The sequence below is a fragment of the Novispirillum itersonii genome (assembly GCF_014205675.1).
GTDB lineage: Bacteria > Pseudomonadota > Alphaproteobacteria > Rhodospirillales > Rhodospirillaceae > Novispirillum > Novispirillum itersonii_A.
The window spans coordinates 20586-44239 of the sequence record NZ_JACIIX010000008.1; the positions used below are offsets into that span (position 1 = coordinate 20586).

Below are 23654 nucleotides of genomic sequence, written 5' to 3' on the forward strand. Positions count from 1 at the left end.
GGGCACCGTAGATTGGCCCGGACGGGGCATGTAGGCTTCTGGCAGAGCCCGTAAAACTGTGCCGCAAAAAGGCCGGGCTGAAAACCGGGAGGATCTATGTCGAAAGTCACGATTGCTGAAATTCAGGACATTCTGGATGCCGAACTGCCGCTGGCCAATCTGTTGGGCTGTACCTTTGAGGAAATCGGCGAGGGTTATTGCACCGTGCGGATGGCTTTTAAGCCGGATCTGATCCGCCCCGGCGGCACCATTGCCGGTCCGGCGACGATGGCGCTGGCCGATCTGGCCCTGTACGGCGTGGTGCTGTCGCTGGTCGGGCGGGTGGAACTGGCGGTGACCACCAGCCTGACGGTCAACTTCCTGCGGAAACCGGGGCAGGAAGACATGATCGCCAAGGGATCCATCCTGAAGCGGGGCAAGCGTCTGGTGGTGGCGGAGGTGGAGCTGTATTCGGCCGGGGACAGGGAGTCGATGGTGGCCCATGTCACCGGCACCTATTCGGTGCCGCCGGAAGCAGGCTGAGGTTCGGCCGGTTGGCCGGGGGTCAGGCCGGGCGGCGCAGCCGCCAGCGGCGGATGTGGGAGAGCAGGCGGCGGGGAACCACGGTTTCCCACGCCGCGCCGTGATCCGGCTCCAGACGGATACCGACCGAGGAAATGCGGTCGCCCTCGGTCTGGACCACCACCAGTTCCACTGCCCCGGCCAGCAGGCTGTCACCGATGCCAGGAGTGCCGCCGAGGGTGTCGCTGACAAACTGGCCAATGCTTTTCTGGCGCTGGTCATCGGCGACGCTGATTTCATAGGCGTCACAGACTGACCCCAGCGGGGCCGCGCCGGGGATGACGAAATCGGCCAGCGCCACCCGCCGGGTTTTCTTATCCTTGGCCAGAAACAGCCGGTCCAGCGTCAGCCCCTGTTCCGGCGGGGTCAGCAGCAGGACGAAGTCTCCGGTCTGAAAATGGTCGAGTCCCTGTTCCGGCACCACCACGTTGCCGCGCAGCACCGACAGCAGGCGGCTGCGTCCGGGCAGGCGGAGGTCCTCGCGGGATAACCCTGCCGCCGGACTGTCGGGGGTGATGGTGTAGCCGACGATATCCTGATCGAGGTTGGAGGGAATATCGATATCAAGGCGGCCCTGCGGTTCCGGTGCCGGGGGGATTTCCACCCGCAGCAACCGGGCGACGGCGGAAATACTCCAGCCCTGAAGCACCAGCGAAACCAGAACCACAATAAAGGTGACGTTGAAAATCAGCCCGGCTTCCGGCACCCCGGACAGCACCGGGATGATCGCCATATAGATCGGCATACCACCGCGCAGGCCGACCCAGGCGACGAACAGCCGCTCCCGCAGGGTCAGCCTGCTGCGCCACAGGCACAGGGCCACCGCCGCCGGACGGGCGACGAATACCATCGCCAGCGCGGTGGCAATGGCGGGCAGCAGGTCCGGCACCAGCTTGTGCGGGGTCACCAGCAGGCCGAGCATCACCAGCAGCAGGATCTGGCTTATCCAGGCGATGCCATCATGGAACCGGCGGATCACCACCTGTGCCCGCAGGCGCTGGTTGCCGACAACAATTCCGGCGACATAAACGGTCAGGAAGCCTGATCCGCCGAGGGTATGGCTGAGGCCGAATAATGTGAGGGCTCCGGCGATCACCAGCACCGGATACAGGCCGGGAGCCAGCATCAGGCGGTTGACCGCCCAGCTGATCGCCTGTCCACCCGCCAGACCCAGCGCCCCGCCGACGACGAAGGCCTTGATCAGGGACAGCGGGATGCTGAGGCCCATGTCCTGCGCCTGTAGGGTGCCGGTGGCGATGCTGACCAGAAGCATGGTCAGCAGGATCGCCATCGGGTCGTTGGCCCCGGATTCCAGTTCCAGCGTCGCTGAGACCCGTTCTCGGATCTCCAGCCCGCGCTGGTGCAGCAGCAGGAACACGGCGGCGGCATCGGTGGAGGCGACGACGGTGCCGATCAGCAGGGCAATCACCGGGGGGATCGAAAACACCGACCACGCGGCGGCGGCGGTGATTCCGGCGGTGATGACCACACCGACCGTCGCCAGCCATGCCGCCGGACCCCATGACCGGCGGACGGTGCGGAAGGAGGTACGCAACCCGCCGTCAAACAGGATCACCGCCACCGCCAGACTGGCCAGCGTATAGACGGTGCCATAATCACTGTACTGGATCCCGCCGGGGCCATCTTCGCCGACCAGCATACCGGCCCCCAGGAAAACCAGCAGCAGGGGTGCACCGATCCGGGTGGACAGGGCTCCGGTGAGAATCGCCGCCAGCATCAGGCCGCCGCCGAGCAGAATCAGATGGTTGGCTGCGTCCATAGTCTGCCCCCTGTGTGCCGCGATGATGGGATGCCCACCGACAATAATAGAGGGAGTCGTGGCGCTGCGAAGGACAAAGTGCGGAGATTTCAAGGTTTTTTGCGGATTCCGCCGGGTGCGGGGCCGGGTGTTCAGGAAAGCCCGCAAAGGCAGGCCCTGCGCGGGTCCTGAGTGAGGTAATATAATACCGCACTATAAGTTATTGATTTTATTGAATTAAAAGGCATTGACGCCATTGTTTTTCGTGGCATACTCCGCGGCCTGGATTCACTGGGGCGGACGGCTCGGACACGGGCTCCGCTCGTCACAGGAGCCGAAGACCGGTTCCCCAGCGACTGAGAAGTGAGAACGATGAAGACCTATTCCGCCAAGCCGACGGATGTGCAACGGAAGTGGTACGTGATCGATGCCGAAGGCATCGTTCTCGGCCGCCTTGCCGCGACCGTCGCGAATATCCTGCGGGGCAAGCACAAGCCGATGTTCACCCCGCACATCGACACCGGTGATCATGTGATCATCATCAACGCCGAGAAGGTCGCTCTGACCGGTCGCAAGCTGACCCAGAAGCGCTTCTACTGGCACACCGGCCATCCGGGCGGCATCAAAGACCGTACCATGGAACAGCTGCTGACCGGCCCGTACCCGAGCCGCGTCATCGAAAAGGCCGTTGAGCGCATGGTTCCGCGTGGCCCGCTCGGCCGCGCCCAGCTGAAGAAGCTGCGCGTGTACGCTGGCCCGACCCACGGTCACGACGCCCAGAACCCGGAAGTTCTGGACATCGCTGCCCGGAACCCGAAGAACAAGCGGAGCGCGTAATCCATGTCCCTCGAAGATCTCAAGGGCGTCGTTCAGCAGCCCGCCAAGGCCGAACCGAAGCGTGACGCTTTCGGCCGTTCCTATGCCACCGGCCGCCGTAAGGATGCCGTGGCCCGCGTGTGGGTGAAGGCCGGTTCCGGCAAGTTCGTGGTCAACGGCCGTGAGCTTGAAAACTACCTGCCGCGCCCGGTGCTGCGCATGATGGTCAACCAGCCGTTCTCGATCGCCAACGTTGTCGGCCAGTTCGACATCATGTGCACCGTCACCGGTGGTGGTCTGTCCGGTCAGGCTGGCGCGATCCGTCACGGTCTGAGCCGCGCTCTGACCCTGTTTGATCCGGCGCTGCGCCCGGCCCTGAAGGCTGCTGGCTTCCTGACCCGCGACCCGCGTGTTGTTGAACGTAAGAAGTACGGTAAGCCGAAGGCCCGCCGTTCCTTCCAGTTCTCGAAGCGCTAAACTGGGTTGGCGAAAAGCCAAGAAAAATCAAGGGCTTGGAGCAATCCAAGCCCTTTTTCTTTTGCGTAAGAAACGCGTAAGGCGTGAGCGGGCGCTTGCCTCTCCCATTGACACCAGTTCTCACCCATAGGATTTTTGTAAGACCGCAGTTTGGAGAAACTCCAAAAATCGGCTGCTAACTGGGGTGTGGCGAGAACTGGGAGGGGGCGCAGATGACCACCTACAAGAACCTGACCGTCCTCTTTGATGGCGCTATCCGTCTATACCAGGACGACGACCTCAAGGGAGAGGTCTGGCAGTGCCGCCTTCGCCTTCCCGGCGTCAAAGCCCCATATATCCGCTCCACAAAGACGACAAACTATGACGAGGCCCGGCGCTTCGCAGAAAAGCTATTTCACGAGAAGTGCTACGAACTGGAGCGCGGCATCCCGATTGGTGAAAAGTCGTTTGAGGCGGTCCACAAGCTCTTTATGAAAGACCGGGAGGAAAGCCTTTCGGTTCACCGCCGGAAACTCCACAAGGGCACTGCGGATCGGTACTTCATCCCTTTCTTTGGTGACCGCTCAATCAAGAGCATTGATGAAGGGGTGATTCAGGACTACTGGGTCTGGCGCATTTCCTATTGGAAGAGCGGCCCAGGTAAGGACAAGAAAGCACCCAATGCTGCGCTCGTCCCAGCCCAAAAGACGCTTGATATGGAGCGGTCAATGCTCAATCAGGTGTTTAAGTATGCAAAAACCAAGAAGTTTATCGCCCAACTCCCGCTTTTAGACCGCTGGGAACAAGGCGGCGCAAAGAAAGCGAAGGTCATAGTTCGCCGCCCAGCCTTCAACCCCGAGGAGATGGAAAAGCTTATTGGATTTATGGAGACCTGGGCAAACGAGGGGCCGACCATTCGGCACTGCCGCCAGCGTCAATCCATTCAAGCGATGATCTTGTTCTTCTATTATTCGGGCCTGCGCCCAAACGAACTGTTCCAGCTTCGGTGGTGTGATGTTCGTCCGCGAGAGCCAAGAGAGCAATGGGACGCTTCCGAGCCGACCGACGGCTGGATTATTTCAGTGCCAGAGACGACCAAGACCGGCTTTCGCAAAGCCTTTGGGTTGGCAAACCTTGAAAAAGCACTGACTCTCTCGGCGAAGGCCCAGGGGATGTCCGGGCTTCCTTTAGCCAGTGAGGCCCTGATCTTTCCGAACGAAGATGGTGAACCCCGAAAATGGTGGGAGAAGACAATCCCCGGGGTATTTGAGAAGGCTGGCCTGCTTCTGAACAGCTATCGGCAAAAGCGCACCACATACAGCTTGCGCCACACCTTCATCACCGAACGCCTCCTCAATGGCGTGGATGTCTACCGTCTCGCGCAGGCGTGTGGGACCGATGTTACCTACATCCGCCGCCACTATGACCACACGGAAACCGAAGTCCACTTGGACGAACTCATCAAGATGAAGGCAAAGAAGGACAAGCCGCTTCCGCCGCCAAATATCCCCCAGGACCACAGCCCTAACTTCAATCATATGTTTGATGACGTGGATGACGCAGAAGCCGCCGAGGAAGCTGACGAGGTGGTGTCTACTTAGCCCCTCCCTGCCGGGGTGCCGGTGCAGGTCCGCAAGCCGGTGGTGAAGAGGTGTAACGTAAGTCCTTATAGGTGGATTTTTGTTACACCACCGATCAGCCCTCGTTTGCCGGGTCGCCCAGGCGGGTGAAGCCACCCGCGTAGCCCAGGTCCGAGATCGGGATGGTGACCTTGCCCAGCCCATCCACCTGGACCAACCTCACGAGGGTGCCCTGGTGCGGCGCATCAACCACCGACTGGACCACCCAGGTGGTCCGCCGCCGTCCCTCGGTCTCATAGAGGTCGCCCACGGCGACCGACTGCCGACATTCATCCAACACGCTGTCTCCCCCACCGTGATGGTCGTCACCAACTGCTGCCGCAGCCCGTCGCACTGCCGGGTTCGGTCTTTCAGGGCGATGGCGCGGTCTTGCTGGTGCTTCTGTTCGGTGGCGGCTGGTGGGACACGCCCCTCATTGAAGCCATACATATCCGCCCTGGCGGTCAGAGGCAAAAGCGCCAGGACCACGATCAGGATGGCGGTGGGCTTCATTTCAGCCCCCCTTCGCGCCCGCGCTGATCCACGAGTTCGTGGGCGGCTTCCTCAATGGCGTTCAAGTCGGTCATTGCGCCGCCCCCCGGACCCGGATGACGGTGGCGCGGGATATGCCGTGATCACGGGCGATCTGCGAGATGCTGACGCCACCGCCCAAGGCATTGCGGATAGATTCCACGGAATCATCATCCGTGACTCTGGGGCGACCGAGCTTCTTGCCTTCCCTCTTGGCGCGAGCCAGACCCGCCTGGGTGCGCTCGACCAGCATATCCCTCTCCATCTCCGCCACGGCAGCCAGGGTGGACAACACCAGCTTGCCTGCCGATGAGGTCAGGTCAAGGTCGCCGAGTTGGAGGACACGGACCGAGCAACCGGCTTGCTCCAGCGCCCGGACCGAGCCCAGCACATCGATGGCATCACGCCCCAGCCTGTCCAGCTTCGAGACGATAAGGCGCTTCGGCTTCTTCGTCCGGTGGATGGTGTCCATCAACTTGGCGAACTCCGGGCGCTCCATCGCAGGAACCTTGCCGCTGATGGTGTCGCTATACACGGTATCCGCCTCGTAGCCAGCCTGCTCGATCTCGACAAGCTGGTTATCGGTGGTCTGTCCGGTGGTCGAGACCCGGAGGTAGGCGAATGTGTGCATCCCGATCACCTTGTTCAAAAAGGGTGTTCAGAATAGCACCTGCCCAAAAATTGCCAACCCTATTTTTGGACACCCCATTTGCGCGGATGGGTGCCCTGTTCGGAAACGGTCGTTTTTGAGCACAAGCCAGAGCGGTTAGAATCTTGAATGAAAGACACGACGGCCAAAGGGAGGGCGCCCCGGTATTTTACTCACTAAAAATAAAAAAGATACAGCTTGACATTTTTCCCTTGAAATGAATCGGGAAAATGAAGTAAAACATCGTCATCTTGTTGGGGCAATAGCCTCCGGGACGGATGCAGATCGCCAAAACCCAAAATCTGCATCCAGATCGTCGAGCCTAACGGCTGGCGCACGCCCGAAATGTTTCGGCGTGCTTTGGGTCTTTCAAGGATGAGTGTCGAAGAAGTAACGGCCACCGAGAGCGTGGCTGAGAGTTTTGTTGCGGATAACACGAATCCGCAGGGAACGGCCACACCGCCCCTGGAATTGCGGGTCAAGCGCCTCATTGAGGGCGCAAGAACGCATCGGGATGTCGTCGATGTAGCCTTGGCCGCAGTCGTCGCGAACAAAGCTGAGACTGAAAAGCAATACGCCACCATCACCGCGCAGGTGATCGAAGTCGTTGCCCTGTTCCAAGCGGATGAGGAAGCGGCGGAGAAGCTGTTTGAGGGGGCAAAGGTCAAGTGCCGCTCAGACACCGCCAATCCGCTCCACTACCGCACCGCAAAGTACCTGGAGGGAAATGGGCGCGGTGGCGGCCCCTCCAGCAAGGTTGCCACCATCGCCGCCGCGCTGAGTGCCAGAACCTCCGAAGACGCAATGGCGGAAATTGAGGCGCTGGGCGGTTTTTCCAGGGCATATGCTCATTTCCGATTGAAAACTTCCGCGCCGGTGAGCGACAGCGAGAAGTTCGTGGGCGCGGAACTCATTATCCATCTCAAGGATGGTTCCACCGGAATCATTCCCGTGTCGCCCGAAGAACTCGTTCGCTTGGGCAGCAAGCGGAAGGTGGTTTGGCGCGCGCCCAATAATACCCCCGCACCCGAAGCCGCTGGGCTTGATGGGGAGGGCGCATAATGACCTCCACCAACGAAAGCCCCTTGATGGCAGGGGGAGTCGCCGATGGACTGTCGGCCACCGACCGAATCATCATTGAGGCCAACATCGATCACGCCCAACGCAGCCTGCGCCCGATGGCTCACCCCAGCCCCCTAAACCATAGCGGGGGCAAGGGACGGAGCGCCGCCAATTTAATGAAGGTTGTTTCTGTCCCTCCCGGTGGTGTGTACCTGGATGCCAACTGCGGCGGGTGCTCCATTCCGTTGGCGTTTGCCCAAGCCGCCGCTGAATCGGGAAAAGTTGTCTATTTCAGAATGCGCGACATCAATTCCCAACTCATTAACTTCTGGTGCTGCCTCAGAGATGCTCCCGATGGTCTTGTCGCCGAGGTTCGTCGGCTGGTTGAGCCCTATTGGCGGAACCCCGACAGAATGTTCATTGATGCAACCAAAATCCTGGAAACCAACAGACGCGACTTTGTCGACGACAAGGTCCTGGTGGCGGCCGCCTATTACATCCATTCCCAAATCTGCCACCCGATGGCGCAATTTAAATTGGCAGCAGGGGGGCGATCAAAGGACAAGACGGGCTGGTTCCTCCACAGTTATGCAGTTCGCCTCGGCCAGTTGTTTCGTTGGTCAGCAGTGATCCAGGGGTGGGATTTCCGGGTGCAGGATTTCCGCCAGACTTTTCAGGAGGCCATCTCTCTTGGCGGTCGGGCATTTCTGCTCACCGATCCTCCCTACGAGGGGACTGGCAAAAGCTCCTATGGGGTCGACTTCGGGGCCGATGACCACGACCAACTTGCTGCATTGGTAAGGCTGGCCCACGACGGTGGTGTCCGAGTGATGGTCACGCTGAATTGGTCAGAGCAAAACGGTTCCCGTTATGAAGGGTTCCTGAGGTTCTTCCGGCTCCAGGATTGGCCCAGCCGTGGCTCGGATCGGAAGGAACGGCAAGGTCAGGAATTGGTCATCCTCACCTACGACGCCCCTCATCTTGAATTTTTCCGGCGGCAGATGGGCTGGCTGACCGTTGATGAAGTCCGCGCCCAGCGCAACACCAATGACAATGCCGTGCTGGAGTCGGTGGCGTGAAGGTGCTGATTGCCAGCACCCCTTGCGGGCCGTCGCCGGAACGGGTTGTTCGGGACTATCTCAATGATGCGGGCCTCGTGCCCGTTTCATTGGTTTCACTGGAATCGGGCAGCACCGAATGCCAACACCTTTTGGATATGTACGGGCCGCTGTTCAGCGTGGAGGAGGATCGTGTCCAATGCCTTGTGATGGATGACGACCCGGCCCTCGTGGTGAAGCTGGCGCAGGTCGTGAATGTGCTGGCGGTCGTGGAATATCCCAACCATCACAGTTCCATCCGCGATTGCCCCCGCGATGTCGCACCGTTAAACTTCTGAGGTGCTGAGGGAGTCGCGGAATGTCGGCCAACGAGACGTTCATTCGCGTCAAGTTGCCGGGCAATTGAATGGTGTGGGCCGGAGCCTGTCAACCCGACATCCCGTCTTCTTGTCGGCCTGGAACTGGGGTATTTGAAAGGCGCGGTCGCTGCCCGCTGCTACTCGGCAGCGAGCACCAGTGGTCAAGGCTGACGCTTAGGCGTGAGGCTATTAAACAATGCGGCGAAGTCTGGTGGGTTGCGGCAGGCTCAATGCAGCGCAAGAGGGAGTTGAGTATGCCTTCATTGAACTGGATCGGGAAAGAGGCGGTTGAACACCACCACAAAGAGGTTCCCTATCGGTTGGTTCATTGCGATGGATCATTGTCCGCAGGTGATCCAGACGCGGGCAACCTTCTGGTTCAGGGCGACAATCTAGAAGCCCTGAAGGCGCTGCTACCCTATTACGGCGGGCAGGTAAAGTGTATCTACATCGATCCCCCCTTTAATACGGGTGCAGAGGATTGGATTTACAACGATAACAGTAATGATCCCCAGATCCGCGCGTGGCTTGGAAAGTATGTTGGCGACGAGGCCAGCGATCTTTCGCGCCACGATAAATGGCTGTGTATGATGTATCCGCGCGCCAGACTTTTGAGAGACTTTCTCCGCCTCGATGGAACGTTATTTCTTCATATAGACGATAATGAGCTCGCCTACTCCATTGCTCTATTCGATGAAATATTTGGAAGACATAACCGTCTTTATGTAATTGCATTTAAACAGGCGTCAGCAACGGGCCACAAGGCAATAAACCCTGGTTGTGTTAATATCGTTAATCACATCATTATATATGCTAAAAGTAAGGCGCACTGGACTCCAAACCGGGTATTTACTGGAAGGGAGAGAGATAAGCGATACAGCAGTTGGATTGTTAATCCGGATGCGCCTCATTCAACTTGGAAAATCACGACGCTGATGAACGGCTTTGCGGCTGCCAATGGCATCTCGCTTGCTGACGCAAGAAAACTTGCCAAGGCCAGCCCTGAGCTAATTGATGATTTTGTGTTGGAAAACGCTTCGTCCGTTTGCCAGTTAGTCACCCCCGACTACAACAATGTTGGCCAGGACACGCAAAAGGCGATTGACCTATCAACCGAGCGACCTTCGGAGATTTTCAAGGTAGAGCGGGAGGGTTACTCTGATATTTACTTAAAAGGTGGCAAGCGCATCCTCTTTTACAGGGATAAAATAAAAATAATCGATGGCGTCGCTGTTTCTGGCGAACCCCTCACCACGCTTTGGGATGATTTGCTTTCGAACAACATTCACAATGAAGGCGGCGTTCCATTCCCGAAAGGAAAGAAGCCGGAAGCTTTGTTGAAGCGTTGCTTTGAGTTGGCGACCTCAAGAAATTCGGCCGATATCGTGATGGATAGTTTCTGTGGCTCCGGAACTACTGCCGCAGTCGCAATGAAGATGGGGCTGCGGTTTATAACGGTCGAAATGGGAGAGCACGCTGAATCCCACGCTGCGAAGAGACTCCGAGCGGTAGTCTCGGGCGAAGATCAGAGTGGGGTCAGCCGGGATTTAAAGTGGCGGGGCGGAAGCGGCTTCCGCTACTGCCGCCTTGGCGTTCCACTCTTCAATGAGTTCGGCGACATCGACGGCGAAGTGTCATTCCCTGATCTGGCCGCCCATATATTCTTCGCCGAAACCGGTGCGCCCATCCCGACCAGGGCGCAGGTGGGCAACGCCTACCTAGGCAAGCACGGCGAGAAGGCTGTCTATCTGCTTTATGCACAGGGGCAGGCAGGGATGCCGCGCGAGGCGCTTGGCAATGTGCTGACCCCCGACGCGCTGGTAGCCTTGCCACCGCCGCCCAAAGGCTTTGAAGGCACCCGCGTTGTCTATGCCGAGGGCTCCACGGTATCCCCCGACCGGCTGAAAGCCGAGGGCGTGATGTTCAAGCAAATTCCCTACCAAATCGAGGGGGTTTGAGATGGTCGCAATCAACAACGATCTTAAAGAGTATCAGAAACTCGCCCTTGGCCGGTTCAACGAGTTTCTTCGTTCCGCCGTAGATGATGGGGCCGATGTCGCCTTCTACAAGGCCACCAAGTTCCCCTATCAGCAGGCCCCGGCAGTCGAAGAGGGCACTCCCTTCGTCTGCCTTCGCGTCCCGACCGGGGGCGGCAAGACCCTTATGGCCGCGTATTCCATTGGCATCGCATCACGCGATTACCTTCAAGCCTCGAACCCAATGGTTTTATGGCTGGTGCCATCGACGGCGATCCTGGACCAGACTGTCGCGGCCTTGAAGGATGAGGGACACCATTACCGCGCAGCCCTGCTTCAGTCATTCAACCGCAACTTCTCGGTGATGACCAAGGCCGAGGCACTGGCAATGTCCAAGGCAGATGCGACAGGCGGGGCGGTGGTGATCGTCTCCACCATCCAGTCCTTCCGCCGCGAGGATGACAGTGGGAATGAGAACCCCGAGGGCTTGAAGGTCTATGAGGACGCCGGGGTCTTGATGGACCACTTCGCCAACCTGACCGAGGAACAGATCGCGACGCTCGACAAGATCGAGGGTGGTTCCCGCCCGATCTATTCGCTGGCAAACCTGCTGAAACTTCACAGGCCCTTGGTGATCGTGGATGAAGCCCACAACAGCCGCACGGACCTGTCCTTCCGGACCTTGGCGCGGTTCAACCCGTCGATCATCCTTGAACTGACAGCTACGCCGCAGATTGAGCATCGGCCGGAGCGCGACAAGTACGCTTCCAACATCCTTTATTCCGTCTCTGCCGCCGAGTTGAAGGCCGAGCAGATGATCAAGATGCCCATCCGCCTGACCACTGATGCGGATTGGGTCAAAACCATCGGCGGGGCGCTGGATTGCCAGAAGGCGTTGGAAGAGGCGGCGAAGGCCGAACTCGCCGAGACAGGCGAATATATCCGCCCCATCATCCTGTTTCAGGCGCAGAGCGCGTCTAAGGACGACCCAACTCGTCTCACCTGGGAAAAGATTGAGGCGCATTTGCGCGACGACCAGCGCATCCCCAAGGAGCAGATCGCCGTTCATACCGGGCCGCGCAAAGACCTTGACGACATCCCCGACATCCGGAGCGACAAATGCCCGGTGCGGTACATCATCACCGTGTCGAAGTTGAAGGAGGGGTGGGATTGCCCCTTCGCCTATGTCCTTTGTTCGGTGGCCGATCAGGTGTCGGCGACGGCGGTTGAGCAGATACTTGGCCGCGTGTTGCGGATGCCGAAAGCGCAACGCAAGCGACGCGATGCCCTGAACCAGTCTTACGCCTTCATTGTGTCACGCAATTTCGACGCGACTGCGCAGCAGTTGCGCGACGGGCTTGTGGAAGGCGCAGGCTTTAATCCGATGGAAGCGGCGCAGATCATCGCTCCGCAACAGAATCTTAAATTGGCCGAAACCCAAGCCTCCTATCGATCGGACACACTGCCCGTGGAAGCTGCCGCGCCCGAGGTTATCGTGGCCGCGATTGACCGCCTTCCCCCGTCGGTCAGGACGCGCCTGTCCTTTGACACCGAGACACGGACGCTGACCTACAAGGGGCCTATGACGCGGGACAACCGCAACCTCATCCACTTGGCTTTTGCCGCCGTGCCAAAGGTTGCTAAGACCATCGATCGGCTCTATGCGAAGTCGAATCAATTCCAGATTTCCGCTCCCGACGAGGACGATAAGCCGCCCTTCGTCGTTCCCTTGCTTGGCTTCCGCAAGCAAGGCGAACTGCAACTGTTTTCGCAGGAGCATTTCCTTGACCTGCCCTGGCGGCTCGACCAATGCGACCCCGCCGCAATCGTGGAACGGTTTCGCCTGCCCGACACCGCGCGCACGGGAGAAATTGATGTCGGGGCAAAGGGGGTGATTGAGATTGGCTTCCCCAAGAAGGTTCAGGGCGATCTTGCCGGGGTCATCCAAGAACCCGCTTGGAACCTGCCGCGCCTCGCCAACTGGATTGATTCGGGCATTGTCCACCCCGATATCACCAAGCCAAGCGCCGTGGTGTTCATTACCAAGGCCATAGAAGCCCTTATCGCCGCAGGACACGACATCCCGGTCCTTGCTCGGAACAAGTACGACCTGCGAAAGGCCATCGGCACCCTGATCAACGAGCTTCGTGCGGACCGTGAGGTCGGGCAGTACAACGCGCTCTTCGCCGCAAACGCAGCCGACTTCGCCGTTAGCGCCGACCTGTCCATCATTTTCGATGAGCAGACCTACGCCCCCAACCAACCCTTCGCGGGCAGACCCTTCGCGAAACACTACACACCCCTCGTCGGTGATCTTGCGAGCACTGGGGAAGAATTCGACTGCGCCCTTTACATCGACCGGCACCCGAAGGTGCGCTACTGGATCAGGAATATCGAGCGCAAGAAGTCGTCTTTTTGGCTCCAACTCCCGCATAACAAGTTTTACCCGGACTTTGTGGCGATGCTTACGGATGGGCGTATTCTCGTTGTGGAATACAAGGGGGCGCACCTCTACGAGGGGGAGGCCGTCAAGCGGCAGATCGGCGCGGTGTGGGCCGAGGCCAGCGGCGGCAAGTGCCTCTTCTGTATGCCGACCAACCGAGGGTTTGATCTCATCGACCGGACGATTGGTTGATATTCCCAATGGGTTGGCCGTCATAACAAAGCCCGTCAGTTGGCGCGCTGACGCGGGGACATAGGGAAAACCGCACGTTGGCAGGGGGCTTTGTTGCCCCGCCAATGCGGGACTGGATGAACCCGGAAATCCGGCGGGCTGGGGCGTGGTCGGCGTCGGCGCAGTCGCCGTGCGGCGAGCCGTAAGCCGGGCGAACCACGGCCCTGTCCGCTGATCGGTGGGGTGCGCCAGCACGCCGCCGTCCATTCCCAGTCACTGATTCCGTGGAATCACCGGACGCCGCCCTTGGCGGCATCCGCTGGCCGGAACAACTGCCTCGGGCGGGAGCAAGCCCACCCGGCCAGTTGCCCCGGCCTTTTCCTTCCCAGCCAATGTCAGAGGAAACACCCCCTATTTCTAAGGGTCAGTTCTTTCTGACTGATCCGCTTTCTTCTTACCCTATTTTGACTTCACAGCAAGGTGTACGGTAAAATGATTCTACAATGATAAATAAACATTGAAGCTATTTAAGGAGAGGTTATGGAGGTATTTTATTCAGCAAACGAACCAGGGGCAGGGAAGTCCACTTCGGCACGGGAGTATATTTTCTCCACCCCGGGACTTTATGTTTACGCAGCCCCTCGCATTGAGTTTTTGCGCGAGTTGGAGAAAGAATTCATCGTTGCTCGTGGTGGCGGGCACACGCCGGTCATCAGGGTGACGCACTCCGAACCCGATGTGAATTCAGCCCCCATCGGGACCGCTATCGCGGCAGCAATGGCCGACCTCGCCGACAGCCCACACGCAGTGTTGTTCATCACCCACCAAGCCCTGGCCCTGGTCGATTGGTCTCGCCCGGAACTAAATGCCCATTGTTGGCATCTGGTTTGCGATGAGGTGCCGGATGTCTGGACTTCGGGTTGCTTCCGCCTCACGGCATCGCACGACAGGCTGCGCGACCTGTTTAAGGCCGAACCCCTGGCGACGGAGGATGGTTCCCCCTCACCGGACTGGGTGAGCGTCACTCTCACCACCGAAGGGCACACAATTCGCCAAACTCGTGAAGATGTTCTCGGCCAGCAGATGGCATCACTCTGGGGAATGATGGCGGACAACCGCACCTGCGTGGGCAAAGCAAGCTTCTTTAACCAAGCTGCTAAGGGGGGCGAGCGCACCACTCTCGTACTGGGCAGCACCCTCAATGCCGATGTGTTGGCCCCTTTCGCATCCAGGTGGTTCCTGGCCGCGAACTTTACCTCCTACCTGCTGTACCGTCTGTGGAGCAAGCAAGGGGCGACCTTCATTGAGCGGCCTATCCCGTCGCTCATCTTGCGCACCATCCCTCTCGGTGAACGGACACGGATTCACTATTTCTCGGACCGCAACGCCTCCGACACGTTCTTCCGAAACGCAAGCCGCCCGCTGAAAATGGCAGCGGATTGGCTGAACGCGAACCTCACCCAGCGGTTCTTCTACTGCTTCAACGAGACACACCACATTCCTCTCACCGGTACCGGGAAGGATTTGGCGCGCAAGGTCACCCCGAAACAGGCGGGAACCAACGACCTGCGGGATTACACCTGTGCGATCTGGTTGGCCGCAATGGTCCCTGCCGACCACGAGGTCCTGGTCATCAGCAGCTACGGCATCAGCAAAGAAGACGTGCTCCAGGACCGCGAACGGGAAGCCCTGTACCAATTCGTAATGCGGAGCAACCTGCGCGTTTTTGATTCCGTGGAACCGGTGGACGTTTACGTGTTTAGCCGCGCTCAAGCCGAAAGCCTTCAAAGGATGCTGGGCGGCGGCGGCGAACTCCAGCACATTGACGTTGGCATAACCCAGACGCTCAAAGCGCAGCTTCAGGTCAACAAGGGAGGCCGAAAGCCGAAATACGCCACGAAAGAGGAGCGAGACGCCGCCAAGCGGGAGCAAGACCGCCTCGCCCAACAGCGCAAGCGTGAGAAGTTGGCAAAAGCCGCGTGATGCGATTCCACAATGATAAATAAGAACATAACAACAACATTGGAGGCACTCGTGATTTATGAACCAACCACCCTCGCCGACAAAATCTACCGCTTTCTGGTCGGCAACGCCCTGGTCCGCTCCTCCGCCGAATACTCCCGGTGGATGGGGCGGTCCAGGACCTACCACAACACCCTGCGCCAGCAGCACCGTAGCCCCTCCCCAGAGGCGTGGACCAACCTTGCCAGTGCCCTGGGCCTCCTGATGGAGAGACCGCTCCAGCGGCCCACGAAGGCTGTCCTCGCAGCTTTCCTCGCCGACATCCCCCACGAGGTCCCTCAATGAAGTGGGCCGACATCTACACCCCACTGAAGGCTGCTGGTCTGGTGAGCACCCAGGCGGACCTGTCTCGGCTTTGCGGCAAAGCGCCCTCTTACGCCTCCAGCCGGAAGAGCCGTGGCAAGCAGCCATCAATGGACAGCCTCGCCCATCTCCAGGTGTCGCTGGACAGCTTGGATCGCGAATTGAAGCATCTGGTGCTGACCGGGCAGCCGCTCACCGAGGCGCAACAACGAGCCTGTCGTGTCTTGTACTTCGTGCAGCAGTCGTTGTGGGACGAACTCCGGGCACGCGCAGCCGCCGGAAAGGTGGTCAGCCAATGACGACGACCTACCACCTGCTCATCGTTGATCCAGCCGCCTACGAGGCGGAAAACGAACACCTCTACCAGCACCACATCGATGCCACCCCCGGCGTGCTCGAACGGGTCTGGGGTGAAATCGATGGCATCAAGCAATACGCCCGGACCTGGACCGAGGTGGGGCAAGGGTTCCAGGAGTATCTCAAGCGGGTCCTGGCACCCCTCGCCAACCTGAAGTTCACTGTCGTGGAAGACCAATCCTTGGTCCACGCCGTCATTGGCGGTCAGGGTCCACTGTTCCGGCGCGTTGAAGGGACCGCCCAGGAGATCAGCAAGCTGATGGTCGCCGGGTATGCGCTGGCGGCGCAAGACCGGCTCAAAGACGAGATGTGGGATGTGATGGCGCTGATGTGGGAGTCGTTCGGCGTCGAGTCGCGTGATGACCTGGATCACCTATGGGGTTCGACCTGGGATTTCCTTGCTGGTGGGCGCTCCTATGGGGAGCTATGGCCGTGATCCTCTATCTGGTCGCCGACGACGCAGTTGCCCAACACCCCCTCATTGCCGATCTGATCAATGAGGGACTGGTGGTACTGGCCGATGGTTGGCGCTTGCCCATTGGGCTCCTGGACCACTTCCGCCGCCACCAATCCGTGATGGAGAGAGCCGAGATCGCCCCATTCCTGCTGACCTACTATGTCCACCACATCATCCGACAGCCCCACGCCACAGCGGTGTTGCTGCCCCAGCAGCACCCTGGAAACAGCTATTTGGGGCTTTTGCTGGGAATTGGCGTCTGGCGTTCACCGGATGAGGTCAACCTCGATCCTTTCCGGAACGAAATCCTTGAGTGCTACCTTGCTCGCCAAGTAATGGTCAGCTTGGAGATCGCCAAGTGCGCAGCCCACCTGATCGAAAAGACGTACGAGTATGATAGTTACGAGGATGTGCCCCTCACGAACGAGGTTTTCATTGAGCATTGGGCAGGCAAAAATATTCGCCTCCACACCAGTTGACGGATTTGGGCTCCGTGGGTGGGTGCCGATCAAGAGCGGCGACATCACGAAACACGCCATCCATTGAGGCATCCTGATTGATGACAAAGACCGTTGGGAAGGCTATTTTCTTACGCTCTTGACAACGCGATTCTCGGCTCTTCGCGTAAGAACAGCGTAAAAAATCTTTCTTGAACTCATATCGCCTTGATTTTGTTCATAGATTGATGATACCAAGTGCCCCAAGCGTTAATCGCGACGGATCTGGTATCCAGTCCTGGTTATCCGGCAGAAAGGCCCGCCCCATGGCGGGCCTTTTTGCATGGAACTGGCCCGGCGGCAGGGAAGGGCGGGCCGGGCGTGGGGCCGGGTCTCCGGGGCGTTTTCAGGGGCATCCCTGTTCATCTGTGTCATGATGATGACGGTGTTCTGCGACAGGGCGATGATCCGCACTGTCTTAATCCTGTGGCCGGGATATGGGTGTTTTGGCTGATAGGCGACTTAGGAAAAGAAGACTATTCTGTGGGTCTGAACAGGGTCGCGGCATGGATGTGCCGGGCTGACCGGGTTTTCCGGCGGACTGATAGGGAATGGAACGCGGATGAAGCGTGTGCTCGCAGGGTTGGTCTTTGTGCTGGGGATGGGGACCACCGTCCTGCTGGCCGAAGTCGTGACCGGCAATGCGGAGCAGGCAATCCATCAGGTTCTTGATGCGCAGAGCCGGGCTGTCTCGGCGGCGTTCCGCCTGATGGTTGAGGAACGCATGCAGGCGTTAGGCCGCCTTGCCGACCGCTGGGCGGCGCGGGGCGGCGTTCCGGAAGCGGAATGGCGGCGCGACGTCCGGGGATACCTGAAAGATTACGATGCCCTTGATGCCATAGAATGGGTTGATGCCAGCTATGTCGTGCGTTGGGCAGAGCCTGAGGAGGCCCGTCGGCCGATGATCGGCCAGAATCTGGGGACCGAGCAGCGCCGGCGACAGGCCCTGATGGCGGCGATTGAAACCCGCCGCCCGCAGATGACCGCCCCGATTCAGCTGATGGGCGGGGGGACCGGCTTCCTGATTTATGCTCCGGTGTTCCGCAACGATGTGTTTGAAGGTGTCGTTGTCGCCGTAAACCGCAGCGGGGCGCTGGTGGAGCACCTTGCGGCGGCAATACAGAGCAATGACGGCGTTGCCCTGACCGTCCGGCACGAAGATGCGGTTATTCTGTCCCCGCGGATCAGGACGGCCCCGCGCGGGGATGTGGTGACGACGGAGTTTGCCGCCGGGGGCGGGCGCTGGTCGGTGGAGGCCCGGCCGGGTGTTGAGATGGTCCGGGCTTACGCGGGGCACAGCGAGCAGCTGGTGCTGGTGATCGGCACCGGATTGACCCTGTTGACCGCACTGCTTCTGTGGTTGCATGGAAAATCACGGGACCGCCTGCTGGATGTGCAGGTGCGGGAGGCCCGGCTGGGCCTGATCCTTGATACTGCCCCCGATGCGATTCTGACCTTTAACGAACAGGGTGTGATCGAAACCAGCAATGCCGCCGCCGGAAAGATCTTCGGCCTGTCGGCCAGCGATGTTCCGGGCCTGCATCTCAACCGCCTGATTATCCGCCGGGATGCGGACGGACGGGAAGTGGCGGAAGACCGGATCTGGGAAATTGCGGCGGGGACGCAGACATCCGGGGCCCTGTTCGGCGTCCGGGGCTGGGTGGAGGAATTTCCGGTCGAAATCTCCATCGCGGAGGGTACCGCCGGGGACCGCAGGCTGTTCACCGCCATTGTCCGTGATATTTCCGTCCGCGTGACCACGGAAGCGGCGCGGCGCCGGGCTGAGGACATTCTGAAGGCGGCGCTGGATACCATCCCGGAAGGCTTTGTGGTCTACGACGACCATGACCGGCTGGTGATCTGTAACGAAGCCTACCGGACGATTTATGCGGCCTCCGCCCCGGCAATCCGCCCGGACAGCAGTTTTGAGGAAATTCTGCGGTATGGCCTCAGCCGGGGCCAGTATCCGCAGGCCGGATATACGCCGGAGGAGCGCCAGCGCTGGCTGATGCAGCGGCTGCGGCTGCACCGCAATCCCTCCGGCGCGCTGATGCAGCAGACCAATGACGGGCGCTGGCTGCGGATTGAGGAGCGGCTGACCGATCAGGGCTATGTGGTGGGCCTGCGCACCGATGTCACCGATCTGATGCGGGCCGAGGAAACCATCCGGGCCAGTGAAACCCGGCTGCGGTCGTTGATGGAAAGTTCTCCGGTCGGGGCCGTTCTGCTGACCGAGCAGGATGTGGTCCTCTATGCCAACCGGCGCATTGCCGACCTGTTCCGCATGCCCGACAATGCTTTCTCCGCCGATTTCCCCGAAACCCTGTACGCCGATCCGGTGGCGCGTAAAGCCCTGCTGGCTGATTTCGAGCGGCTGGGGGCGGTCTGGGACCGCCCGATGCGGATGTGCCGCCGGGATGGGGAAGAGTTCTGGGCCCTGATTTCGGTCAGCCGGGCGCCGGAGCAGCTGAACGCGCACCGGATTGTCTGGGTCTACGATATCGACGAATCCAAGCGTCTGGCGATGGAGCTGGAGGCCAGCCGGGATCTGTTGCAGCAGCAGGCGAAGGAACTGGCGGATCTGGTGGAGCTGAACGCTAAGGAACGGTCCCGGGCGGAAGCCGCCACCCGGCTGAAAAGTGAGTTTCTGGCCAATGTCAGCCATGAGATCCGGACGCCGATGACCGGGGTTCTGGGTCTGACCGACCTGCTGCTGGCCTCGCCGCTGAATGATGAGCAGAGCGTTTATGCCACCCGTCTGAAGCGGTCCGGGCAGACCCTGCTGACCCTGCTGAATGATATTCTCGATTTCTCGAAGATTGAGGCCGGACAGCTGAGTCTGGAGCAGGTGGACTTTTCTCCGGTTGAGGTCATTGAGGATGTGTTGACCTTCCTGCGCCCGAAGGCGGAGGAAAAACGCCTGTCCCTGCGTTCCGACCTGCCGGCCCCGGTGGACGGGCGTCCGGCGGTGGTGGTGGTGGGTGACCCGACCCGGTTGCGTCAGGTGCTGTTTAACCTGATCGGCAATGCCATCAAATTTACCGAAGAGGGCAGTGTCTCGGTCCGTCTGCACGCCGAACAGGGGCTGGAGCCGGGGATGATTGATCTGATGCTGGAGGTGCAGGATACCGGGATCGGAATTCCTCCGGACCGTCAGCAGCAGGTCTTCGAACCGTTCCGGCAGGCGGATTCCTCCACCACCCGGCGCTTCGGCGGTACCGGCCTCGGGCTGGCGATCTGCCGTCGTCTTGCCGAGCTGATGGGTGGCGAGATCCGGGTGTTCAGCCGGGTCGGCAAGGGTACCACCTTCACCATTACCATGTGCCTGCCGGAGGGCAGCCCGGAGAAGGCGGTCAGTGCCTCTACGGCGGCCTCGCCGATGCCGTCCCCGGTTTCCGGGCGGTCTTACCGCCTGCTGCTGGCGGAGGATGAGGAGACCAACCGCATGCTGATCACCATCGGTCTGGAACGGCTGGGGCATTCGGTGCGGGCTGTCCCGAATGGGCGGGAGGCGATTGCGGCGATTGAGGAGGAAGACTTCGATCTGCTGCTGCTGGATATGCACATGCCGCTGCTGGACGGGCCGGGGGTGACCAGCTATGTGCGGATGTTGCCGCCGCCGCGCTGTTCCATGCCGGTGCTGGCCCTGACCGCCGATGTTCTGGCTGATCAGCGCCGCCAGTATGAAGAGATCGGGCTGGATGGCTATCTGACCAAGCCGGTTGACTGGCAGCGCATGCAGGAAACCATTCTGTACTGGTGTCAGGGGCCGTCGGTCCGCGATGGGGCCGGACAGTCCGATGATCTGCCGGAAGGGGAGGCACTGCCCGCCGGTGCCGTTGCAGCGGACGTTGAACCGGCCCGCCGTAAAGCGCCGCCGGGGTGGCTGCGGGAGATTATGGGGCTGGTCGGCCCGGAGCGCCTGTTGCCGTTAATGCGGTCTGCCCAGAGCAAGCTGGAAACCGGCGGAGAGCAGGTATCCTGCGCGTTCCTCCGCGAGTCTCTGACGCAGGGGCGGGAAGCGGCCCATAGCCTGAAGGGGGTTGCCCGTCAGTTCGGGGCGACACAGACCGGGGCCGTGGCGGAAGAGCTGGAACTGAGCCCCTATCTGGGGCCGGAGGATCCTGCCCTGATTGATGCCCTCAGCCGTCTGGAACTGGCAGCGCAGGCCGATGCGCGGACTCTGGCCGAGCTGATCCGGGATGTGGAGACCGGGGTGCCCCCGGCCTGACGCGCGAAGGGTGAGCTGCATTTGCCCTTATCCCCATAAAAAATCACTGTCCTTTGCGGTGGTCTTTGCTATGACCAAGGGGAGAGATGCTCTCCGGGGCATCTTCACAGGACATATACCCGACCAGAAGGAGTTGACGGGATGTCGGAGACGGTGAATATCGCCATTCTGGGTGCCAGCGGTTACACGGGGGCGGAACTTGTGCGTCTGCTGGTCCGGCATCCGCGCGCCCGAATCGTTGCGCTCACCGCCGACCGCCGCGCCGGTCAGCCGATGGAAGCGGTGTTCCCGCACCTCGGCGGGCTGGGGCTGCCGACCATGGTGACCATTGCCGAAGTGGACTGGTCCGGCGTTGATGTCTGCTTCTGTGCCCTGCCGCATGGCACCACGCAGGAAGTGATCGCCGGTCTGCCGCAGCATGTGAAGGTGGTTGACCTGTCGGCTGACTTCCGGCTGTTTGATCCGGAAGCCTATGCCCAGTGGTACGGTCACGCCCATATGGCGACCGACCTTCAGAAGAGCGTGGCCTACGGCCTGACCGAAATCCACCGCGAAAAGGTCAAGGCGGCGCGGGTGGTTGCCAACCCCGGCTGCTATCCGACCGCATCGCAGCTGCCGCTGATCCCGCTGCTGGAGCAGGGGCTGGTGCAGGCCGAAGACATCATCATTGATGCCAAGTCCGGCGTTTCCGGGGCCGGGCGGTCGGCCAAGGAATCCAACCTGTTCACCGAAGTGACCGAAGGGATCCATCCCTACGGCGTCGCCAGCCACCGCCACAGCCCGGAAATTGAGCAGGGCCTTGGCTGGGCCACCGGCAAGGATGTTGTGGTCAACTTCACCCCGCATCTGATGCCGATGAGCCGGGGCATCCTGTCCAGCATCTACGTCAAACTGGTCGGGGAAACCACGGCGGAAGACCTGCATGCGGCGCTGGTCAAGCGCTATGCCGGGGAGCCGTTCGTCCGGGTGCTGCCGTTTGGCACCGCGCCGCAGACCCGTTTTGTGCGTGGGTCTAATTTCTGCCTGATCGGGGTGTTCAAGGACCGGGTGCCGGGCCGGGCCATCCTGTTCGGGGCGATCGACAATCTGGTGAAGGGCGCGTCCGGTCAGGCGATTCAGAACATGAACGTCATGCTGGGCTTCCCTGAGGATATGGGGCTGGAACAGCAGCCGCTGTTCCCGTAAGCCGCTTGCTGTTCTGACCCGGTTTTGTCGTGATGTAAGGATGTGAGATGACGGCCTCCCCGATCCTCCTGCCGTGGCAGGGCGTTTTTCCGGTGCTTGATCCCAGCGTGTTTGTCGCGCCGGGGGCCAGCGTGATCGGCGACGTGGTGATCGGGGAGGCGTCCTCCGTCTGGTTCGGCTGTGTGGTGCGCGGCGATGTGCATGAAATCCGCATCGGGGCCCGCACCAACATTCAGGATGGCACCGTGGTGCATGTGTCGAAGGGAAAATTCGGCACCTACATCGGCGATGATGTCCTGATCGGTCACAACTGCACTATCCATGCCTGTACGCTGGAAAGCGGGTCGTTCATTGGCATGGGGGCGACCATTCTCGACGGTGTGGTGGTCGAAGGCGGGGCGATGGTGGCCGCCGGGGCGCTGGTGTCGCCCGGAAAACGGGTGCCGCGCGGCGAGCTGTGGGCCGGGAACCCGGCGAAGAAACTCCGGGACCTGCGGCCGGAAGAGATGGAGTTCTTCATCCGGCAGTGTGCCCATTACGCTGAAAATGCGGCACAGTACAAGGCGATGATCGAACAGATGGCTCATCCCGGAGCCCTTTGAGCGTTTCAGGGCGTCTGTTTCTGAACCTGTTCTCCTTCCCATAAAGGCAAGACGATGAGTGAGGAACGGATCCGCCGCTGCGGGCCGGAAGATTTTCCGCGTCTGCTCGATATCTGGTATCAGGCCACCTGTCAGGGGCACCCGTTTCTCAGCCCGGAGCAGATCGCGCAGCAATATGCTTTGGTGCGGGACCACTATATGCCGGTGGCCGAGCTGTGGGCGGCAGAAACTGAAGACGGAGTGATCGTCGGGTTTATTGCTTTGCTCGACAGCCTGATCGGGGGCCTGTTTGTTGATCCGGTTTTTCACCGCTGTGGCATCGGCACCCGGTTGATCCAGCATGCCCGGTCCCTGCGCGGGACTCTGTCGCTGGGGGTTTATGCCCAAAATGAGGATGCCCGCCGCCTGTATGGCCGCCTTGGGTTCCGCGAGGTCGGACGGAGTCCGCAGGATGATGCCGGATTGCCGTTTGAGGTGATCGCCATGGACCTTGACCTGACGGCCCCATAAGAAACCGCAAAAGAAGAAGCGGCGCAGGGA

The 23654-nt window shown here is 60.3% G+C and carries 21 protein-coding genes; 18 read left to right on the forward strand and 3 right to left on the reverse strand.

Annotation, left to right across the window (positions count from 1 at the left end; genetic code table 11):
- Positions 1 to 96 precede the first annotated feature (96 nt).
- A complete protein-coding gene (locus FHS48_RS11355; RefSeq protein WP_184263678.1) occupies positions 97 to 522 on the forward strand; it encodes a PaaI family thioesterase in 426 nt (141 codons plus the stop codon).
- A 22-nt stretch (positions 523 to 544) separates the two neighbouring features.
- Here the strand turns inward: FHS48_RS11355 and FHS48_RS11360 are convergent, their stop codons facing one another.
- Positions 545 to 2341 carry a potassium/proton antiporter gene (locus tag FHS48_RS11360; RefSeq protein ID WP_184263679.1) on the reverse strand — a complete coding sequence of 599 codons (1797 nt, stop codon included), beginning with the start codon at positions 2339 to 2341 and terminating at the stop codon, positions 545 to 547.
- Between the two features lie 351 nt (positions 2342 to 2692).
- Between FHS48_RS11360 and rplM the strand changes: the two genes are divergently transcribed.
- The 3 genes from rplM to FHS48_RS11375 all read left to right on the forward strand — a co-directional run bounded on the left by rplM (position 2693) and on the right by FHS48_RS11375 (position 5193).
- Entirely contained in the window at positions 2693 to 3157 is a 465-nt protein-coding gene (gene rplM / locus FHS48_RS11365; protein ID WP_184263823.1) for a 50S ribosomal protein L13, read from the forward strand.
- Between the two features lie 3 nt (positions 3158 to 3160).
- Entirely contained in the window at positions 3161 to 3613 is a 453-nt protein-coding gene (gene rpsI / locus FHS48_RS11370; protein ID WP_184263680.1) for a 30S ribosomal protein S9, read from the forward strand.
- Positions 3614 to 3825: 212 nt separating this feature from the next.
- Positions 3826 to 5193 carry a tyrosine-type recombinase/integrase gene (locus tag FHS48_RS11375; protein WP_184263681.1) on the forward strand — a complete coding sequence of 456 codons (1368 nt, stop codon included), beginning with the start codon at positions 3826 to 3828 and terminating at the stop codon, positions 5191 to 5193.
- A 94-nt stretch (positions 5194 to 5287) separates the two neighbouring features.
- Here FHS48_RS11375 and FHS48_RS11380 read toward each other — a convergent pair whose 3' ends face one another.
- Together FHS48_RS11380 and FHS48_RS11385 are read right to left on the reverse strand one after the other, a co-directional pair.
- Positions 5288 to 5512, reverse strand: coding sequence for a hypothetical protein (locus FHS48_RS11380; protein WP_184263682.1), 225 nt, complete (start codon positions 5510 to 5512; stop codon positions 5288 to 5290).
- Positions 5513 to 5794: 282 nt separating this feature from the next.
- Entirely contained in the window at positions 5795 to 6373 is a 579-nt protein-coding gene (locus FHS48_RS11385; protein WP_184263683.1) for a recombinase family protein, read from the reverse strand.
- A gap of 393 nt (positions 6374 to 6766) precedes the next feature.
- Between FHS48_RS11385 and FHS48_RS11390 the strand changes: the two genes are divergently transcribed.
- The 14 genes from FHS48_RS11390 (at position 6767) to FHS48_RS11450 (ending at position 23624) form a co-directional block, all read left to right on the forward strand.
- The gene (locus FHS48_RS11390; protein ID WP_184263684.1) at positions 6767 to 7453 is read left to right on the forward strand and encodes a hypothetical protein; all 687 of its coding nucleotides are present in this window, start codon (positions 6767 to 6769) and stop codon (positions 7451 to 7453) included.
- Complete coding sequence (locus tag FHS48_RS11395) at positions 7453 to 8532, forward strand: DNA adenine methylase (RefSeq protein WP_184263685.1); 1080 nt, start codon at positions 7453 to 7455, stop codon at positions 8530 to 8532. Before FHS48_RS11390 ends, FHS48_RS11395 begins: the two co-directional genes overlap by 1 nt.
- A complete protein-coding gene (locus FHS48_RS11400; RefSeq protein ID WP_184263686.1) occupies positions 8529 to 8849 on the forward strand; it encodes a hypothetical protein in 321 nt (106 codons plus the stop codon). The genes FHS48_RS11395 and FHS48_RS11400 overlap by 4 nt, the downstream gene beginning before the upstream one ends.
- 275 nt (positions 8850 to 9124) lie before the next feature.
- The gene (locus FHS48_RS11405; RefSeq protein ID WP_184263687.1) at positions 9125 to 10828 is read left to right on the forward strand and encodes a site-specific DNA-methyltransferase; all 1704 of its coding nucleotides are present in this window, start codon (positions 9125 to 9127) and stop codon (positions 10826 to 10828) included.
- A 1-nt stretch (position 10829) separates the two neighbouring features.
- Positions 10830 to 13481 carry a DEAD/DEAH box helicase gene (locus FHS48_RS11410; RefSeq protein ID WP_184263688.1) on the forward strand — a complete coding sequence of 884 codons (2652 nt, stop codon included), beginning with the start codon at positions 10830 to 10832 and terminating at the stop codon, positions 13479 to 13481.
- A 519-nt stretch (positions 13482 to 14000) separates the two neighbouring features.
- Positions 14001 to 15443 carry a hypothetical protein gene (locus FHS48_RS11415; protein WP_184263689.1) on the forward strand — a complete coding sequence of 481 codons (1443 nt, stop codon included), beginning with the start codon at positions 14001 to 14003 and terminating at the stop codon, positions 15441 to 15443.
- 12 nt (positions 15444 to 15455) lie between these two features.
- The gene (locus FHS48_RS20610; RefSeq protein ID WP_416046512.1) at positions 15456 to 15767 is read left to right on the forward strand and encodes a DUF6626 family protein; all 312 of its coding nucleotides are present in this window, start codon (positions 15456 to 15458) and stop codon (positions 15765 to 15767) included.
- Positions 15764 to 16084 carry a DUF6626 family protein gene (locus FHS48_RS11420; protein WP_184263690.1) on the forward strand — a complete coding sequence of 107 codons (321 nt, stop codon included), beginning with the start codon at positions 15764 to 15766 and terminating at the stop codon, positions 16082 to 16084. Before FHS48_RS20610 ends, FHS48_RS11420 begins: the two co-directional genes overlap by 4 nt.
- On the forward strand, positions 16081 to 16578 hold the full coding sequence (locus tag FHS48_RS11425) for a hypothetical protein (RefSeq protein WP_184263691.1): 498 nt from the start codon (positions 16081 to 16083) through the stop codon (positions 16576 to 16578). Before FHS48_RS11420 ends, FHS48_RS11425 begins: the two co-directional genes overlap by 4 nt.
- Positions 16575 to 17078, forward strand: a complete 504-nt coding sequence (locus FHS48_RS11430; RefSeq protein WP_184263692.1) for a hypothetical protein — start codon at positions 16575 to 16577, stop codon at positions 17076 to 17078. The genes FHS48_RS11425 and FHS48_RS11430 overlap by 4 nt, the downstream gene beginning before the upstream one ends.
- Positions 17079 to 17658: 580 nt before the next feature.
- Complete coding sequence (locus FHS48_RS11435; protein WP_184263693.1) at positions 17659 to 21327, forward strand: ATP-binding protein; 3669 nt, start codon at positions 17659 to 17661, stop codon at positions 21325 to 21327.
- A 141-nt stretch (positions 21328 to 21468) separates the two neighbouring features.
- The gene (argC, locus tag FHS48_RS11440; RefSeq protein WP_184263694.1) at positions 21469 to 22512 is read left to right on the forward strand and encodes an N-acetyl-gamma-glutamyl-phosphate reductase; all 1044 of its coding nucleotides are present in this window, start codon (positions 21469 to 21471) and stop codon (positions 22510 to 22512) included.
- A gap of 47 nt (positions 22513 to 22559) precedes the next feature.
- Positions 22560 to 23114, forward strand: coding sequence for a gamma carbonic anhydrase family protein (locus tag FHS48_RS11445; RefSeq protein WP_184263695.1), 555 nt, complete (start codon positions 22560 to 22562; stop codon positions 23112 to 23114).
- Positions 23115 to 23168: 54 nt separating this feature from the next.
- On the forward strand, positions 23169 to 23624 hold the full coding sequence (locus FHS48_RS11450) for a GNAT family N-acetyltransferase (RefSeq protein WP_184263696.1): 456 nt from the start codon (positions 23169 to 23171) through the stop codon (positions 23622 to 23624).
- Positions 23625 to 23654: the final 30 nt, after the last annotated feature.